13 protein-coding genes are annotated in these 16,670 nt (G+C 73.4%); 4 read left to right on the top strand and 9 right to left on the bottom strand.

What is annotated here, in order from left to right; genetic code table 11:
• Positions 1-438: 438 nt before the first annotated feature.
• The 3 genes from ACZ434_RS10755 (at position 439) to ACZ434_RS10745 (ending at position 6,313) form a co-directional block, all read left to right on the top strand.
• Positions 439-3,108: an AfsR/SARP family transcriptional regulator gene (locus tag ACZ434_RS10755; protein WP_468454002.1), complete on the top strand. Its 2,670-nt coding sequence runs from the start codon at positions 439-441 to the stop codon at positions 3,106-3,108.
• A 34-nt stretch (positions 3,109-3,142) separates the two neighbouring features.
• Positions 3,143-5,506 (top strand): MFS transporter, encoded by a 2,364-nt coding sequence (locus ACZ434_RS10750; RefSeq protein ID WP_468454000.1) that lies wholly within the window; start codon positions 3,143-3,145, stop codon positions 5,504-5,506.
• A 177-nt stretch (positions 5,507-5,683) separates the two neighbouring features.
• On the top strand, positions 5,684-6,313 hold the full coding sequence (locus ACZ434_RS10745; RefSeq protein ID WP_468453998.1) for a TetR/AcrR family transcriptional regulator: 630 nt from the start codon (positions 5,684-5,686) through the stop codon (positions 6,311-6,313).
• Between the two features lie 79 nt (positions 6,314-6,392).
• Here ACZ434_RS10745 and ACZ434_RS10740 read toward each other — a convergent pair whose 3' ends face one another.
• The 5 genes from ACZ434_RS10740 to ACZ434_RS10720 form a co-directional block, all read right to left on the bottom strand.
• Positions 6,393-7,580: a Glu/Leu/Phe/Val dehydrogenase dimerization domain-containing protein gene (locus ACZ434_RS10740; protein WP_468453996.1), complete on the bottom strand. Its 1,188-nt coding sequence runs from the start codon at positions 7,578-7,580 to the stop codon at positions 6,393-6,395.
• Between the two features lie 20 nt (positions 7,581-7,600).
• Entirely contained in the window at positions 7,601-9,202 is a 1,602-nt protein-coding gene (locus ACZ434_RS10735) for a 5-guanidino-2-oxopentanoate decarboxylase (protein WP_468453994.1), read from the bottom strand.
• Between the two features lie 89 nt (positions 9,203-9,291).
• Positions 9,292-9,753 (bottom strand): SET domain-containing protein-lysine N-methyltransferase, encoded by a 462-nt coding sequence (locus ACZ434_RS10730; RefSeq protein WP_468453992.1) that lies wholly within the window; start codon positions 9,751-9,753, stop codon positions 9,292-9,294.
• A complete protein-coding gene (gene fabF, locus ACZ434_RS10725; protein WP_468453990.1) occupies positions 9,743-11,020 on the bottom strand; it encodes a beta-ketoacyl-ACP synthase II in 1,278 nt (425 codons plus the stop codon). The genes ACZ434_RS10730 and fabF overlap by 11 nt, the downstream gene beginning before the upstream one ends.
• Complete coding sequence (locus tag ACZ434_RS10720; protein WP_468453988.1) at positions 11,017-12,459, bottom strand: class I adenylate-forming enzyme family protein; 1,443 nt, start codon at positions 12,457-12,459, stop codon at positions 11,017-11,019. The genes fabF and ACZ434_RS10720 overlap by 4 nt, the downstream gene beginning before the upstream one ends.
• 403 nt (positions 12,460-12,862) lie before the next feature.
• Here ACZ434_RS10720 and ACZ434_RS10715 point away from each other — a divergent pair, with 403 nt between their 5' ends.
• On the top strand, positions 12,863-13,672 hold the full coding sequence (locus ACZ434_RS10715) for an alpha/beta fold hydrolase (protein WP_468453986.1): 810 nt from the start codon (positions 12,863-12,865) through the stop codon (positions 13,670-13,672).
• 33 nt (positions 13,673-13,705) lie between these two features.
• Here the strand turns inward: ACZ434_RS10715 and ACZ434_RS10710 are convergent, their stop codons facing one another.
• The 4 genes from ACZ434_RS10710 to fabG are packed head-to-tail and all read right to left on the bottom strand — an operon-like array spanning position 13,706 to position 15,985.
• On the bottom strand, positions 13,706-13,954 hold the full coding sequence (locus ACZ434_RS10710) for an acyl carrier protein (RefSeq protein ID WP_468453984.1): 249 nt from the start codon (positions 13,952-13,954) through the stop codon (positions 13,706-13,708).
• 44 nt (positions 13,955-13,998) lie between these two features.
• Complete coding sequence (locus tag ACZ434_RS10705) at positions 13,999-14,466, bottom strand: MaoC family dehydratase (protein WP_468453982.1); 468 nt, start codon at positions 14,464-14,466, stop codon at positions 13,999-14,001.
• Positions 14,463-15,281 carry an enoyl-ACP reductase FabI gene (gene fabI / locus ACZ434_RS10700; RefSeq protein ID WP_468454519.1) on the bottom strand — a complete coding sequence of 273 codons (819 nt, stop codon included), beginning with the start codon at positions 15,279-15,281 and terminating at the stop codon, positions 14,463-14,465. Before fabI ends, ACZ434_RS10705 begins: the two co-directional genes overlap by 4 nt.
• On the bottom strand, positions 15,278-15,985 hold the full coding sequence (fabG, locus tag ACZ434_RS10695; protein ID WP_468453980.1) for a 3-oxoacyl-ACP reductase FabG: 708 nt from the start codon (positions 15,983-15,985) through the stop codon (positions 15,278-15,280). Before fabG ends, fabI begins: the two co-directional genes overlap by 4 nt.
• Positions 15,986-16,670: the final 685 nt, after the last annotated feature.

Genomic DNA, 16,670 nt, shown 5'->3' with positions numbered 1-16,670 from the left:
CGGGGGCAATGATTTCCGGTGAAGAGTGTTCTGCCGCACCCGTCGAATTCGGCCTGACGCACCGGGAACGGAATGCCGCTCTCCAGAAAGAACCTCCGGCGGATTCTCTTGACGCTGCGTTGACAAGCGTCTAGCTTGGAACGAGCCGGATCGTTCCGTCCGGCTGGGGTCCGTCCCACCTGCACGTTCGACCAAGGGCAGTCGGGAGCCGGGCCACGGGGATGAACGGGGGAAGTCTGCTGTGACCGGACCTGAAGGGGGCCGCGACGCTACCGTCCGGCCCGACATAGACATGCCCGGGGAGAAATTACTCCTCGAATTCCAGACACTTCCCGAGATTCTCGGGAGCATTCTCAGCGGAGGGCCGCCTGATGCCGTTCACGAGGGTTCGGAAAACAACGGACGCGCTGCCGGCTGACATCTCCGGATAACGGTCAGATGCGCTTCGACCTGCTGGGCCCGATGGAGATCCGGTGGCCCGGGGGCGACATCTCGGCCGTCTCCGGCCCGCGGGTGCGCGGACTGCTGGCCCTGCTGCTGCTCGACGCCGGCCGTGTCGTCCACGCGGACCGCCTGATCGACGGACTCTACGGCGGCCACCCGCCGGGCCGGCCGACCCGGGCACTGCAGTCGCAGGTGTCCCGGCTGCGCCAGGCCCTGGGCGGGGCCGCCGAGGTGACGTTCCACCAGTCGGGCTACCGGCTCGCCGTGGAGCCCGAGGCGGTGGACGTCCACCGCTTCCAGCGGCTCACCGCGTCCGGGCGCGCGGCGCTGAACGCGGGCGAGGCGGCCCGCGCCGCGGAACTGCTGGGCGAGGCCCTCTCCCTGTGGCGCGGCGCCGCGCTGTCCGGCGCCACGGTGACCCCCTGCCTCGCCGCGCAGGCGGCGCGCCTGGAGGAACTCCGGCGGGACGCGCTGGAGGACCGGGCCGAGGCCGACCTCGCGGCGGGCCGCTGCCACGGACCGGTGGCCGACCTCCGGGAGCACGTCGGCGCGCACCCCCTGCGGGAACGGCCGCGCGGCCAGCTGATGCGCGCCCTGCACGGCTGCGGACGTACCGCGGAGGCCCTCGCCCTCTACGAGGAGACCCGCCGCCTCCTGGCCGACGAACTCGGCACCGAACCGGGCGCCGAACTGCGCGCGGTCCACCTGGCGGTACTGCGCGACGAACCGGCGGCCGGGCCGGTGTCCCGGGCTGCCCGGGGCGCGGTCGTGCGGCCGGGCGGCTCCTGGGGGGAGCGCGCCCCGTCCGGGCACCCGCCGGTGGATCCGGGCCCGCGCCGGTCGCCCCCCGAACCGGCCGCGCCGGCTCCGCCGCCCTCCACGGGCGCACGGGGCGGCTCCGGCACCGCTCGGCGGTCGTCCGCCGACGGCGTCTCGGGTCCGGTCACGGCACCCGTCGCCGTGGCCGCCCGGCGCCGGCTGCCCGCCGCCCTCACCAGCTTCGTCGGCCGGGAGGAACCGGTGCGGCAGCTCGGCCTGCTCCTCGACCGGGCCCGCCTGGTCACGCTCACCGGGGTCGGCGGGGTCGGCAAGACCCGGCTCGCCGTGGAGGCGGCCGCCCGCCGCTCCGGGGAGGTCTGCTATGTCGAACTGGCCGGCGACTCCCCCACCACGGACGTGCCGCGCGCCGTCCTGGAGGCCCTGGGACTCGACGACCCGTCGGCAGCGGCGCCCCGGGCGACCGACCTGCTGCTGTCCGCGCTGGCCGACCGCCGCTCACTGCTGGTGCTCGACACCTGCGAGCACGTCGTGGACGACGTCAGCAGGCTCGCGCGGGAGCTGCTGAGCGGCTGTCCCGGCCTCACCGTGCTGGCCACCAGCCGGGAGCCGCTGGGCATCACCGGCGAGACCCTGTTCCCGGTGACGCCCCTGGAGGTGCCGCCCCGGGACACCGGCATCCCCGCCGAGGAGGCCCTGCGCCACGCGTCGGTACGGCTGTTCGCCGACCGCGCCCGGGCGGTGCGGGCCGACCTCGTCCTCGACGGCGACGCCCTCGCGTCCGTACTCGACATCTGCCGGGCGCTCGAGGGACTGCCGCTCGCCCTGGAACTCGCGGCGGCCCGGCTGCGCTCGCTGCCCGTGGCCGCGCTGGCCGCCGGGCTGGACGACCCCTTCGCCCTGCTGTCCCGCGGCAGCCGCACCGGCGTGCCCCGGCACCGGTCGCTCGGCGCGGCCCTCGACTGGAGCTGGGACCTGCTGGACGAGGAGGAACGCGCCCTCGCGCGCCGGCTGTCGGTCTTCCCCGCCGGTGCCACGCCCGCGGCGGTGGAACGTGTGTGCGGCCCGTTCGGCGCGGGGACGCTGGACCTGCTCAGCTCGCTCGCCGACAAGTCGCTGGTGGCCGTGGCCGTGGCCGACGACGGCGGGCCGCGGTTCGGGATGCTGGAGACGGTACGGGCGTACTGCGCGCGCCGGCTCACGGAGGCCGGCGAGGCGGAACCGACCCGGCGCGCCCACGCCGCCGAGACGGCCGCCGTCCCGCACGACGGGGGCGCCGGATGCGGCGACGACGGAACCGGGTGCGTCGCCGCGGTCCGGGAGCAGCCCCGCACCCCGCTGCACCGCACCGCGTACGCGGAGCCGATGATCGCCCTGCGGCTCGCGGCCGAGCTGTGGCGGCAGTGGTGGCGGTCCGGGCCGGACGGCGTCGGCACGCCGGAGCCCGGCGACCCGGGCCACGATGGCCGCCTCCCGCGTCCGGGTCCCGCCCTCCGCGACGCGATCCAGGTGGCCGGAGGCGTACGGGTGGCCGGGCAGGCACGTCCCGGACCGGCCGGACCGCCCAGACCCGTGCGACTCGAGGCGGCACCTGCGCCGGCCCCGCTCCCCGCCGGGCGCCGCGCGGCCGACGCAGGACGCGCGGCCGGCGGGGACGGCCCACCGGACGCGGCGCACACGCCCGGCGCCCGGCGCACCCTCACCGCCGACCGCGCGCCCGGCACGGACACCGCACCCGTCGGGCACCCGCCCCGCGCAGGAGAACCGGCATCCGTCGCCCCGGCCCGCCGCGGTCCCGGGGACGCCGGTTCGGGGCCGCCCGACGCGACCGTCGCGGGTCCGTCGCCCGTCCGTCGGCGCCTCCCCGGGTCCGCCAGTGATCCGTGAGTGAGCGGTGAGCGGGGGCGGCCACGCTGAGCACATGGGGAAACACGCGCTGCTGAGTGAACGCCGCAAGGGGGCGACGCTGGCGATCGCCTGCCTCACGATGCTTCTGCTCTCCGTGGACCTGACGGTGCTGCACCTGGCGGTGCCCCGGCTCACGGCGGAGCTGCGGCCGACCTCGACCCAACTGCTGTGGATCGCCGACATCTACGGTTTCGCACTGGGCGGTCTGCTGATCACCATGGGCAACGTGGGCGACCGGATCGGCCGGCGGCGGCTGCTGCTCGTGGGCACCTTCGCCTTCGGCGCGGCGTCCGGTCTCACGGCGTACGCATGGACGCCCGAGCTGCTGATCGCCTCGCGCGCCCTGCTGGGCGTCGCGGGCTCCACGCTCATGCCGTCCACCCTGTCGATCATCCGGAACACGTTCACCGATCCGGCGGAACGGACCCGGGCCATCGGCATCTGGTCCGGCGTCAGCTCGGCGGGGTTCGCCGTCGGACCGCTGATCGGCGGGGTCCTGCTCGACCACTTCTGGTGGGGCTCGGTCTTCCTGATCAACATTCCGGTGATGCTGCTCATCTTCGTGGTCGGGTTCTTCGTGCTGCCCGAATCGAAGAACCCCGAGCCGGGCCGGCTGGACCTGCTCAGCGTGCTGCTGTCGGTCACGGGCGTCAGCGCCCTGATCTACACGATCAAGGACGCGGCGCACGACGGCCCGACCGACACCGACGCGCTGGTGGCCGCCGTTGTCGGCGTCGGGGCGCTGATGCTCTTCGCCCGGCGGCAACGGCGTCTTCGCGCACCGCTCATCGACGTCGCGCTGTTCCGCAACCGGGGCTTCAACGCCTCGGTGGGCGCCACCGTGATGGCCATGTTCGCACTGGCCGGCATGGGCTTCGTGGGGTCGCAGTACTTCCAGGTCGTACTGGGCTGGTCGCCGCTGCGTTCGGCGGTGACCCAGCTGCCGGGTGTGGCCGGGGCGGTCCTCGGCGCGGTGCTGGCGCCCCGGCTGGCCGCCTCCTGGGGCCGGGCCCGTACCGTCGCGCTGGGCCTGACGCTGGTCACGGCGGGGCTGCTGCAGTACCTGTGGCTGTCGGCGCAGATCTCCTACCCCGCGCTGCTCGCGGCCCTGATCGTGACCAGCTCGGGTGTGGCGATGACGTTCACGGTCACCGCCGACAGCGTGCTGGCCTCCGTGCCCAAGGAGCGTGCGGGGGCGGCCTCGGCCATCTCCGAAACCGCCTACGAGATGGGCGGCGCGCTCGGTATCGCGGTGCTGGGGAGTGTGCTGAGCCGGGTGTACCGGGACGGCCTGGACGTGCCGCGCGAGGTCCCCGGCGAGCACGCGGCCGTGGCCGGGGAGTCGCTCGCCGGGGCGATGGAGGTGGCCGGCGCGCTGCCGGGCGCGCTGGGCGAGGCGCTGGCGTCCGCGGCGCGCCACGCCTTCCTGGACGGATTCCACATCACGGTGGCGACCTGCGCCGGCCTGGCCGCCCTGATCACCGTGACCGCCGGACTCGCCCTGCGGGGCGCGACGACTCCCCCGGAATCCGCGCCGGAGAAAGCGACACCGCACGGCGAGGCCTTGTCGCCGGGCAGAGCCGGGACGCCGGGCAGGGCGGAGGCGCAAGGCAAAGCCGGAACGCCAACCGAAATCGAGGCTCCGGGCCAGACCGGGACGCCCACCGAGCCCGAGGCTCCGGGGCAGACCGAGACACTGGCCCGAGCAGAGACGCCCGCTGAGACCGGGACACCGGCCGTAGCGCACCCGCCCGTCGGGGCCGAGACGCCCGGCCGAACCGAGACACCAGGCGTGGACGAGACGCCCAGCGGGACCGAGGCACCGGGCCAGGCTGAGGGACCGTCCGGGACCGAGACGCCGACCGAGACCAAGGCGCCCTCGGCGATCAGGACACAGGCCGAGACCGAGACACCAGGCCGAGCTACGACACCGAGCCACACCGCAACACCGGGCGAGACCAAGCCACCCGCCGAGACCGAGACACCGGGCCAGACCGCAACGCCCGCCGAGACCGAGACACCAGCCCAGACCGCGGCGCCCGCCGGGACCGAGACGCCGGCCGAAGCCAAGACACCCGCCGCAGCCAAAACACCCGGCCGAACCGAGACACCAGGCCGAGCCAAGACACCGAGCCACACCGCAACAACGGGCGAGACCGAGCCACCCGCCGGGACCGGGACACCGGGCCGGACCGGAAAGCCCGCCGAGACCGGGACACCGGACCAGGCCGAGATGCCGGCCGAAGCCGAGACGTCGGCCCGGGCCGAGGTGGCGGCCGGGGTCGGGGTGGCGGGGCAGGGGGAGGTCGGGGGCGGGGGTTCGGGTGGGGAGGTCGGGGGTGGGGCGCTGGTGCCGGGTTCCGGCGGAGCGCGGTGACCGCGCCGTGACCGGTGGCGCCGACTCGCCCGGAACGGCGCGGCAACACCTGCTTGGTTGACTTTTTAACTGCCGCACCCGGCATCGAGTTGCTCTTGACTTGAACGAAACGTACCGTTCCATCGAACTATGTGTCAGGGACACCGAGGCAGGTCTGTGTTCCCGAAAGGAGGAGCAATGGGAGAGAAGCGCACCCTCGGAGTGGTGGTGGACGCCAGCGGGACGCACCGGAGGGATCTGGACGCCCGCGAGCGCGTGCTCGCCACGACGATGAAGATGCTCGGCGAGCGGGGCTACGCGAAGCTCACGATCGGCGGTGTCGCGACCGAGGCCGGCGTCGGGAAGGCGACCCTGTACCGGTCGTGGCCGAACAAGGCCGCGCTCGTCCTGGACGGGATCCGGAGCGAGCTGCGCGAGGTCCCGACGGAGGACCTCGGTGACAGCCGCGCCGAGATGGTGGCGCTGGCCTCGCAGGCGCTGGGACGGTTCTACGGTTCGGACCGGATCAGGAACGTACTGCCGGCCCTGATCGGCGACCTGTCGGAGGACTCCGCCCTGCGGCGCAGGCTGTGGGAGGAGATCGTCGAGGGACGCAAGAAGCAGTCGATGACGGTGATGCAGCGGGCGCTGGACCGGGGGGACCTGCCCGCCGACACCGACATCTCGATGGTGCTCGACATGTGGGCCGGGACCATGCTGTTCCGCAGCCTGTTCTCGGACGAGGCGGTCGACGCCAAGGGGATCGAGCGGATGGTGGACGCCACGCTCGCGGCGCCGCCGCGCAGGCCGGGGGCAACGCCCGCCTGAGCCGCACATGCCTCGTCCCCGGTGCGGGAGGGACACCGGGGACGGTCGGGGCACGTACAGGGCCCGGGCGGGGCGGGGGTCAGGACGGAAGGTCTCCGTAGCGGATCCGCGCCTGGCGGAGCTTCTCCTCGGAGATCGCCGTCGCGGCCTGCCGCGGCGTCGCCCCGGTGGCGCGCACCCGCTGGAAGATCTCGGCGGTGATGTCGCGCATGGTCTTCTCGATCTTCGTGAGCGCCTGGTCGGCGTCGGGGCCGATGTCCCCGAAGAGGGTCCACCACCACCAGCTGTTGGCGGCGAAGTTCGCGGCGAAGTCCGGCACGACCACGACACCGCGCGCCGCGAGCGCGGCCTCGGCGCCGGGCAGCACCGAGACGTTGGCGCCCTCCACGACGTAACGGCAGCGCACCTGGGCGCAGTTGGTCTCGTCGATGGCGTACGAGGCCGCCGCGGTCACCAGGACGTCCGCCGCCACCGTGAGCCAGTCCCCGACCGGGAGCAGGGTCACCCCCTCGGGCAGCGTGGCACGGTTCACCAGGCCGGCCGGGCTGCGGTCGGCCAGCAGCCGCTCCACGTCGATACCGCGCTCGTCCAGGACCACGCCGTCCCGGTCGACGACGGCGACGACCCGGATGCCGGCCCGGGAGAGGTACCGGGCGGTCGAGCCGCCCATCGAGCCGAAGCCCTGGACCACCGCGGTCCGTTCCGCGGGCAGTTCCTGGTGTTCGGCGAGGACGGACAGCACCGACTGGGCCACGCCGTAGCCGCCCACCGTGTCGCCGAGTCCGAGCCCGTCCACCTCCACGGCGAACGCGTCGGAGATCCGGGCCAGACCCGCCTCGGCCCCGTCCTCGACGAACGGCAGCGCGGCGTGGACGCAGGAACTCAGGCCGATGCGCTCGAAGGCGCGGTCGATGTCCTCCTGCCGGGTGCCCAGGTCCTCCCCCACCGACCAGTACGTCTCCGCCAGCGGCCGGACGGCGCGCAGGAACCGTTCGAGGACCGCGGGGGCCTCCGGGTGCGCGGGGTCGAAGTCGATGCCGCCCTTGGCGCCGCCGAAGGGCGTGTAGCGGTCCTCCGGCCGGTAGACCAGGGCCTCCTTCAGTGTCATGGCCCTGGCCAGGTCGGCGACCTCGGCGAGGGTGCAGCCGGGGCGCATGCGCAGCCCGCCGCTGGACGCGCCGCGCAGCAGGCGGTCGATCACCAGGTATCCGGTCGCGCCGGTCGGTTCGTCGGTCCAGGTCACGTGCAGATGGGGCGGTCGTTCCACGAGAACTCCCGAGGTTGTCGTCAGGCGGATGGCTGGGGGGTCGGGGCGGGCGGTTCCGGGACGACCACGACCGTGGGGCCCGGCACGGTGAGTGCCTTCCCCACGGCGTCCCGCAGTTCGGCGGGTGAGCCGGCGTGGCAGCCGTGGCCGCCGTAGGCGCGGGCGATCGCCGGGAAGTCGGGCACGGCGAGGTCCACTCCGACGGCGGGCTGCCCGCGTTCGGCCATCTCCTGCCGGATCATGCCGTATCCGCCGTTGGACACGACCACGACCGGCAGGGGGGCGCCCACGTCCACGGCGGTGGCCAGCTCGTTCACCGTGAACTGCAGCCCGCCGTCCCCGCTGAGCGCGGCGACCGGACGGCCTGGGCGTGCCAGGGACGCCCCGACGGCGGCGGGCAGGGCGTAGCCGAGGGTACCGAAGCCGGTGGGGTACAGGAACCGGCCGGGCCGCTCGGTCGGGAAGCCCGTGAGGGCGCCGAAGTAGCAGGCCATCGCGCTGTCGTTGGTGAGGACCGCGTCCTCGGGCAGCGCGGCCCGCAGGGCGGCGGTGACGTCCCGCCAGCGCCGGCCGTAGGCCCGTACGGCCGACCTGACCTCGGCGGGGGTATCCCCGCTCCGCCGCCCGGGACGGGGGTGTGCGGGGGCGGAGCGGAGATGTCCGAGGAGACCGGCGAGCACCTGTGCGGCGTCCCCGGTCAGGGGGTGGTCGGCGGTCGCGTTGCGGTGCAGCTGGCCGGGGTCGACGTCGACCCGGACGACCCGGCCGGTCAGGCGCGGCGGCCCGTTCCAGGTGTCGGTCTCGGAGAGTTCGGTGCCGACGGCGAGCACGGCGTCCGCGGTGGCGAGGAACCGCTGCACCTCGGGCACGTGCAGCGCGGCGCCGAGGCTGAGGCGGTGGCTCTCCGGCAGTACGCCCTTGCCGTTGGCGGTGGTCACCACCGGTGCGCCGAGCGCCTCGGCGACCTCGCGGAGCTCGCCGGTGGCGCGCCGGGCGCCGCCGCCGGCCACGACGACGGGCCTGCGGGCCGCGGCGAGAACGTGCGCGGCGGCGGCCACCGCCCCGTCGTCCGCGACCGGGGCCGCGGCCGGCAGGGGCGGCAGCGGGGCGGCGTCCACCTCGGTGTCGATCAGGTCGTAGGGGATCTCCAGGTGCACCGGGCGGGGCCGGCCCGAGGTGAGCCGGGTGAACACGGTGGCGAGGAGACCGGGGAGTTCGGCGGGGTCCCGCACCCGGTGCGAGGCGGCGCACACGGCGGCGAGCGCGGCGGACTGGTCGCGGGTCTCGTGCAGCAGCCCCTCCCCGCTGCGGTGGCCCGAGGGCATGCCCGGCGAGATCAGCAGCAGCGGCACCGAGTCCGAGTAGGCCTGCCCCGCCGCGGCGGCGGCGTTGAGCACTCCGGGGCCGGTGGTGGTGATCACCACGCCGGGCCGGCCGGACACCCGGGCGTAGCCGTCCGCGGCGTAGCCGGCGCCCTGCTCGTGCCGGGGTGTGACGTGGCGCAGGCCGTGGCGCCCGAGGTGGGCGTAGATCCCGAGGTTGTGCGTGCCGGGGATACCGAACACGACGTCGACGGAGTGCTGGCGCAGTGTGGAGACGAGCAGTTCTCCGGCAGAGGGCATGGTGGGGTTTCCTCATCGGCGGGTACGGGACCGGGTCGGGGCGGCCGGCCCCGTGTGGGAGGGAGGGCCGGCCGCCCGCGCGGTGGTGGTCAGTCCGCGTCGCCGCCCCGTTCGGCGAGCAGTTCGCGGATGTGGTCGTTGAGGGCGTAGCGCCGCAGGACGTGCGCGGGCAGCGCCTCGGCGCCGGTGATCTTGCCGAGGCAGCCGGCGTGCCCGCAGGCGCAGTCGAAGGGCGCGGCCATCCCCCACTCGGTGGAGGGGTAGAAGAAGGTCAGGGGCCGGCCCGCGGCGATCGGGTGCAGGGCGACGACGTCGCCGGTGGTGGCGTCGACGAAGGTGCTCGGGACGCAGGAGTGGTTGAGGAAGCGGACCTCGTCGGCGTCGACGTGGTGGTCGCGGCCGACCTGGATGGTGAACTTGGTGGGGTCGGAGTCGACCGCGGACTTCCGCCAGGAGGCGATGACGGTTCCGGCCGGCAGGTCCTCCCTGGCGACGTAGCCCTTCTCTCCGGACGGCAGGGTGGCGATGTCCATCAGATCGTTACGCGGCATGACTCTCTTCCTCCTTCAGGCTGCGGACCACGAGCACGGCGTTGTGCCCGCCGAATCCGAACGAGTTGCTCATGACGACATCGACCTGCCACTCCTGGGCCACGCCGGGCACGAAGTTGAGGTCGGGATCCAGCGGGTCGTCGCAGTTGAGCGTGGGCGGGACGACGTTGTGCCGGATGGCCAGCAGGCCGGCGACGAGTTCCACCGCGCCGGTGCCGGAGATCAGGTGCCCGGTCATGGACTTGGTGGAGCTGACCGGGATGCGGGTGGCGTGCTCGCCGAACACCCCGCGGATGGCGGCCACTTCGGTGGCGTCGTTGAGCCGGGTGCTGGTGCCGTGGGCGTTGATGTAGTCGACGTCCTCGGGGCGCAGTCCGGCCGAGTCCAGTGCGATGCGCATGGCGGTCTTGGTGCCGAGCGCGTCGGGGTGCGGTGCGGTGAGGTGGTAGGCGTCGGTGGTGGCGCCGTAGCCGGCCAGTTCGCCGAGGATGTGGGCGCCGCGGGCCAGGGCGTGCTCGTACTCCTCCAGGACGACGACGCCGGCGCCGGCGCCCATGACGAAGCCGTCGCGTTCGTTGTCGAACGGGCGGCAGGCGCTCTGCGGGTCGTCGTTGCGGCGGGAGAGCGCCTGGCAGGCCGCGGCGGCGGCGATGTTCAGCCGGGTGACGGGCGCTTCCGCGCCGCCGGCGACCATCACGTCGGCCACGCCGAACTGGATGAGCCGGGCGGCCTCCCCGATGCAGGTGGCGCCGGAGGCGCAGGCGGTGCTGAGGCTCGACGACGGGCCGCGGGCCCCGAGCCACATCGCGACCTCGCCGGCGGCGCTCTCCGAGCCGCTGGTGGCGAAGAAGAAGGGGCTGACCGCGCGGGCGCCGCGCTCGTGCAGTTTGACGGTGGTGTCGTAGGTGAGCTGGGCGGCGCCGGCGGAGGAGCCGAGGTAGACCCCGGTGCGGGCGGACAGGTCGTCGTCCATCTCCAGTTTGGCCTCGCGCACCGCCTGCATGGCGGCGGCCAGTCCGTACTGGGCGCTGGCGTCCATGCGCCGGCTCACCTTGTGCGGCATGTAGTCCGCCGGGGAGAAGTCCTTCACCTCGGCGCCGATGTGCACCGGGAGGTCGGAGGCGTCCCAGGTCTCGATGGCGGAGATGCCGCTGCGGCCGTCGACGAGGGACTTCCAGAACGAGTCGACGGTGTTGCCGACCGGTGTGATGACACCGGTTCCTGTGACGACCACCCGCCTGAGCGGTCGGGTCTGGTGTGCGCTCACTGGAGTGAACTCCGATCCTCGGGTGTGTGCGTTCCGTTTTCCGGTCCGGTCAGTGCCATGGCTCGCAGCTGCTTGCCGTCCGGCTTGCCGTTGCGGTTGAGCGGGAAGGCGTCGCAGACCACGACGCGGTTGGGGTACTCGAAGGGGGAGAGCAGGGCGCAGATGCGGGCCCGCCAGTACAGGGGGTCGCGTCCTTCGGGGTCCTGGACGAAGAAGACCAGCCGGCTGCCGAGGCGTTCGTCGGGCAGCGGGATCACCTTGACCGGGGCCCCGCAGCCGGCGGCGGTGCGTTCGACGACCTCCGGGTAGAGGGTGTAGCCGGCGCGGTGCACGGCGAGTTTGCGGCCGAGCACGAAGAGGTTGCCGTGGTCGTCGAAGCGGCCCAGGTCCCCGGTGCGGTACCAGTCGTCCCGCACCGGGTCGAAGACGCCGTCGGCGGTCAGGTAGCCGGAGAACACGTCGGGTGTGCGCACCAGGAGTTCGCCGACGCCGGCCGTCCGTTCGCCCGGGTCCGCCTCCAGCTTCACGTCGATGCCGGGCAGCACCGGTCCGCAGCCGACCGGGTTGTCGGGGGTGGCGAAGGCGATGTTGCCCAGCTCGGTGCTGCCGTAGCCGTCGAGCAGCGGCAGACCGAGCGCGGCCACGAACCGTTCGGCGGCCGAACCGTCCAGCGGTGCGCCGCCCGTGCAGTACATCCGCACCTTGCGCAGGTCCGCCGCCATCTCCGGGCGGCGTTCGACGAGGTTGAGGATGCTCAGGTGCACGGCGGGCGTGGCGTCGACCACGGTGGCGCCGTACATGCCGGCCATGCGCACCGCGTGGTCCAGCCGCCGGTAGGGGGCGACCAGCAGCGAGGAGCGGGCCAGCCACGCGGTGAGCAGCAGGGACAGGCCGTACTGGTGCGAGAAGGGCAGCAGCGGCAGCAGGACGTCGTCCGGCCGGTGCCCCATCCGTTCGATGGAGCGGTCGAGGTTGCGCAGCATCGCCTCGCCCGGTTTGACGATGCCCTTGGGTTCGCCGGTGGACCCGGAGGACCAGGTGATCAGGCCGTCGGGCAGGGCGCGCCAGGCGTCGAACGACAGGGCGCCGGCCGCCGGGGCGGCGTGTTTGGCCTCGGCGAGCAGCTCCGCCACCGTCACGACCGCCCGCCCGGGGGCGGTGGCGGTGTCGTCCACGACGGTCAGCCGGGTGCGGGTCACGCCGACGACCTGTTCGGTGACGGCGGGCTGCTGCTGGTCGTCGAGGAGCACGATCGAGGCGCCGGTGTGCATCAGGGCCAGCAGGACGGTGACGTAGCCACCCGAGTTGCCCGCCTTGAGGGTGACGCGGTCACCGGTGGCGATCCCGCGGGCGCGCAGCGCCCCGGCCACGGCGAGCGCCCGGCGTTCGACTTCTTCGTAGGTCGTCTCCGAATCCGGAGTGAATAACTTTGACGTCACGGCAATTCCGATTTCTCGTGCGACCGTCATGAAATGCGGCGTGGTGAAATCACTGCCAGGGGTGTCATGGCGCGGGAGTCCCGCCCGGGACCGCGTGAAATGCGACCGCGAGGAGAGCGCGCGGCACCGTCGCGGGACGGTGTGCGGGGCGCGACTGCCCGCGGCCGGCCTACCGGCGCTCGATGGAGTGGTAGACCGCCTGAACCAGCCAGACTACGTCGCGCGCGACGCCGAACAGCGCGGATGCGATCTTGATCATGGTGTTCCCCCGTGAGTGAGCTCGCGGTCGGACCCTCCTCTGGAACGATCCGACTCGTTCAGGCTAGAGTGTGGCACCTGATCCCGTCAAGGAATTCGAATTATTCGGCGGGCCACCTGCAAAGATTTCGGGAAGGGGCGGATCATGAATTCTGAAAGGTCCTGGGAAAAATCCGGTGAACCCGGCGTGTGGACCTTCGGGGACCCCGCGGGAAAGCCGCTGGTGCTGGTGCACGGAATCAGGGTCTCCGCGCATATGTGGCTTCCGCACGCGCGCCGGCTGGCACCGGAGTTCCGGGTCACCGCCTGCGACCTGCCCGGTCACGGCTCGCTCGACGAGGCGCCGTTCACCCTGGAGGGCGCGGTGGCCCAGGTGCGGACCGCGCTGCTGGAGGCCGCGCGGGCCGGCTCGGGCCCGGTGGTCCTCGCCGGCATGTCGCTGGGCGGCTTCGCCGCGCTCGCGACCGCCGCCGCCCACCCCGAGCTGGTCGCCGGGGTGCTGGTGAACAACGCCACCGTCCAGCCGCGCGGCACGGCCGCCCGGCTCTACCGCAACGCGGGCCGGTTCATGCGGTGGGTCGGCGAGGAGCGGGCGGCCCGGGCGAACGCCGCGCTGTTCCGCCGGCTGCTGCCCCGGGAGAGCTCCGAGGCGGTGCTGGCCGGCGGACTGTCCATGCGCGGCTTCTCCGAGGCCGTGGAGGAGCTGACCCGCCACGACTTCCTCGCCCTGGCGGGGCGCTGCACCCCTCCCCTGCTCATCGTCAACTGCCGGGGCGACCGGCTGTTCCGCACCGACGAGCAGGCCTTCCTCCAGGCCGCCCGCGACGCCGGGTCACCGGCGGAGCTGCGGCATGTGAAGGGCACCCACATCCAGGCGCTGATCGACCCGGAGGGCTTCACGTCCCTGCTGCGGGCCGGCCACGCCCGGCTGACCGCGCTGGCCGGCCGGGGGTGAGCCCGCACCGGCCGGACGGCCGGTGCGGGGAGCTCACTTGGTGTGCAGCAGGATGAAGTCGGCGGCGTCGCGGACGGTCTTGAAGGTCTTGGCGTCCTCCTCGGGGATGCGGATGTCGAACCGCTCCTCGGCGGAGACGATGACCTCCACCATGGACAGCGAGTCCACGTCCAGCTCGTCCACGAAGGACTTGTCGGGCTGGATGTCCTCGAGGGGAGTGCCGGTCACCTCGTTCACGATCTCGCCGAGGCCGGTGAGGATCTCGTTCAGGTCGAGTGCCATGGGGCTGTGCCTTTCTCGTGGTGGTGGACGGTGGGCCGTAGGACCTAGGCCCGGTAGAGCGTGGTCTGTTCGCAGGTGCAGGCGGTGCCGCCGTCCGCCAGTTCGATGGCGACCCGGATCACCGCCTCGGTGAAGCCCTGGGGACGGGGGCGCACGGACAGCAGCGAGACCCGGGCGCGGACCCGGGCGCCGGCCGGCACCGGGGAGCGGAACCGGACCTTGTCGACACGGTGGTTGACCGCCGCCGACACCCCGCTGACGTCGTACACCTCGGAGGTGAGCAGCGGCAGCAGGGACAGGGTGAGGAAGCCGTGGGCGACGGTGGTGCCGAAGGGGCCGGACGCCGCCGCGACGGGGTCCGTGTGGATCCACTGGTGGTCGCCGGTGGCCTCGGCGAAGAGGTCGATGCGGCTCTGCGGGACCTCGTGCCAGGAGCTGTGCCCGAGGAGCTCGCCCTCGGGCAGGGCCGCGAACTCCTCCACGGTGAACAGGCGGGCGGTCACGGTGGTCACAGCGCCGCCTTCGCCAGGGTGCGGGCCGGGCGGTCGCCGATCGCGTGGGCGCCGCCGTCGACGTGCACGATCTCGCCGGTCGTGGCGGGGAAGAGGTCCGACAGCAGCGCCACGCAGGCGCGCGCCACCGGTTCGAAGTCGGCCGGGTCCCAGCCCAGCGGCGAGCGCTCCGCCCACTCGGCGCCGAACGGCGCCGCGCCCTCGGCCTCGGCGGACGGGGAGATGTTGCGCGCGGCCATGGTCAGCAGCGGGCCCGCGGCGACCAGGTTGACCCGGATGCCCCGGGCGCCGAGGTGCGAGGCGAGGTAGCGGGTGCAGGACTCCAGGCCGGCCTTGGCGACGCCCATCCAGTCGTAGCCGGACCAGGCGGCCGAGGCGTCGAAGTCGAGCCCCACCACCGAACCCCCGCGGTCCATCAGCGGGAGCACGGCGGTGGTGAGCGCCTGCAGCGAGTAGGTGGAGATCCGCAGGGTGGTGGCGGCCTCCTCCCAGGAGGTGCTGAGGAAGTTGCCGTCGAGCGCGCCGGGCGGGGCGAAGGCGACCGAGTGCAGCACCCCGTCGATCCGGTCGGTGTGCTCGCCGACCCGGTCGGCGAGCGTGGCCAGGTGGCCGGCGTCGGTGACGTCCAGCTCCACCACGGGCGCGGGCTCGGGCAGCCGGCGCGCGATGCGCTGGACCAGGCTGAGCCGGCCGTAGCCGGTCAGCACCACGCGCGCGCCGTGCTCCTGGGCCGCGCGGGCGGCGTGGAAGGCGATCGAGGAGTCGGTGATGACTCCGGTGACGAGCAGGGTCTTTCCGCTGAGCAGTGCCATCAGTTCCCCATTCCGATGCCGCCGTCGACCGGTACGACGGCGCCCGTGATGTAGCCCGCGCGGCGGCCGGCGAGGAACCGGACCGCGGCCGCCACCTCGTCCGGTGAGCCGAAGCGTCCGAGGGGGACGGTTCCGGCGGCCTGGTCGCGGACCTCCGGCGGGAGGTCCGCGGTCATGTCGGTGTCGATCCAGCCGGGGGCGACGACGTTGACGGTGATGTCGCGGGCGCCCAGTTCCCGGGTGAGGGAGCGGGCGAAGCCCACCATCCCGGCCTTGGCCGCCGCGTAGTTGGTCTGGCCGGGCGAGCCGGACAGGGCGGAGCTGGAGGAGATCAGCACGATGCGTCCGTGCCGGCGGCGGATCATGCCGCGCAGGGTGCGGCGGACCAGCCGTACGGCGCCCGTGAGGTTGGTGTCGAGCACGTCGAGGAAGTCCTCCTCGCCCATGCGCACCAGCAGGGCGTCGCGGGTGATGCCGGCGTTGGCCACCAGCACCTGGACGGGGCCGAGTTTCTCCTCGACCTCGGTGACCGCGTCGTCGACGCTCGGGGTCGAGGTGACGTCGCACTTGACGGCGAGGAAGTCGTCGGGCGGTGGTGCGCTCCGGCAGGTGACGGCGACCGAGTCGCCGTCGGCGTGCAGTGCCCGGGCCACGGCGAGACCGATCCCCCGGTTTCCCCCGCTGACGAGGGCGGTGCGTCCGGACATGGGCGGCTGAACCTCCGAATATCGAACGGGCGGGCCCGCGGCAGGGCGTGGGCTCCGTCGGCGGATGACCGGTGTGCTCGCGGAAAAGGCGGCCGGGAAGCCGCCGCGGTCACCGGCGGCGGGGGCCGGTACCGGATCATCCGGAATATCGTGGGCCCCGCGGAATTCGATGCCAGCAAAGCCGACTCCGACGGAAAGTGTCAACCGGGATCGGGCGGATGGAATGGCTCCACTTCTGCCGAATGCGGCGGCCGCCCTCTCCGGCGACTCCGCGCCGCACGGAGAAAAGTCCAGGTCAAAGCGACGGCCAAAGGTTTACTTGACGAAGCCGACGGGGGCCGCATAGATTGAACGAGCCGGATCGTTCTGAGCGCTCGGCCCGTCACGGCAAAGGCACAGTTGACGGGCTCCGCCGCTCGATCCGACCGACCAAGAGCCGGACTGCACACGTACGGGGGAGTACACATGCACGGGGCCGTCGCCTTGGCGCGTTGTCGCGCCTGAGCGCTCATCACCTCTTCTTCTCTTTCACCACCGGATACCGCTGCCCGCGCAGCGCCGCGGTGCTGCATTGCGCACCCCGCGAACCGGCCGGCACATGCTGCCCGCTCGCCGTGCGCATCATGACGACGCCTTTTTCATTCCGTCATGCCTTGTTGAATACCTGTGCCTTCTTGAAGACCTG

The sequence above is a fragment of the Streptomyces sp. NPDC030893 genome, from assembly GCF_055571535.1.
Note: the sequence above shows the minus strand (reverse complement) of the source record. Positions and strands in the feature narration are given on the sequence as shown.

Excerpts from the sequence above, each read along its gene's own strand:
- ACZ434_RS10755 (WP_468454002.1), top strand. The coding sequence starts at position 439 with ATGCGCTTCGACCTGCTGGGCCCGATGGAGATCCGGTGGCCCGGGGGC.
- ACZ434_RS10750 (WP_468454000.1), top strand. The coding sequence starts at position 3,143 with ATGGGGAAACACGCGCTGCTGAGTGAACGCCGCAAGGGGGCGACGCTG.
- ACZ434_RS10745 (WP_468453998.1), top strand. The coding sequence starts at position 5,684 with ATGGGAGAGAAGCGCACCCTCGGAGTGGTGGTGGACGCCAGCGGGACG.
- ACZ434_RS10735 (WP_468453994.1), bottom strand. The coding sequence starts at position 9,202 with ATGCCCTCTGCCGGAGAACTGCTCGTCTCCACACTGCGCCAGCACTCC.
- ACZ434_RS10730 (WP_468453992.1), bottom strand. The coding sequence starts at position 9,753 with ATGCCGCGTAACGATCTGATGGACATCGCCACCCTGCCGTCCGGAGAG.
- ACZ434_RS10715 (WP_468453986.1), top strand. The coding sequence starts at position 12,863 with ATGAATTCTGAAAGGTCCTGGGAAAAATCCGGTGAACCCGGCGTGTGG.
- ACZ434_RS10710 (WP_468453984.1), bottom strand. The coding sequence starts at position 13,954 with ATGGCACTCGACCTGAACGAGATCCTCACCGGCCTCGGCGAGATCGTG.
- fabG (WP_468453980.1), bottom strand. The coding sequence starts at position 15,985 with ATGTCCGGACGCACCGCCCTCGTCAGCGGGGGAAACCGGGGGATCGGT.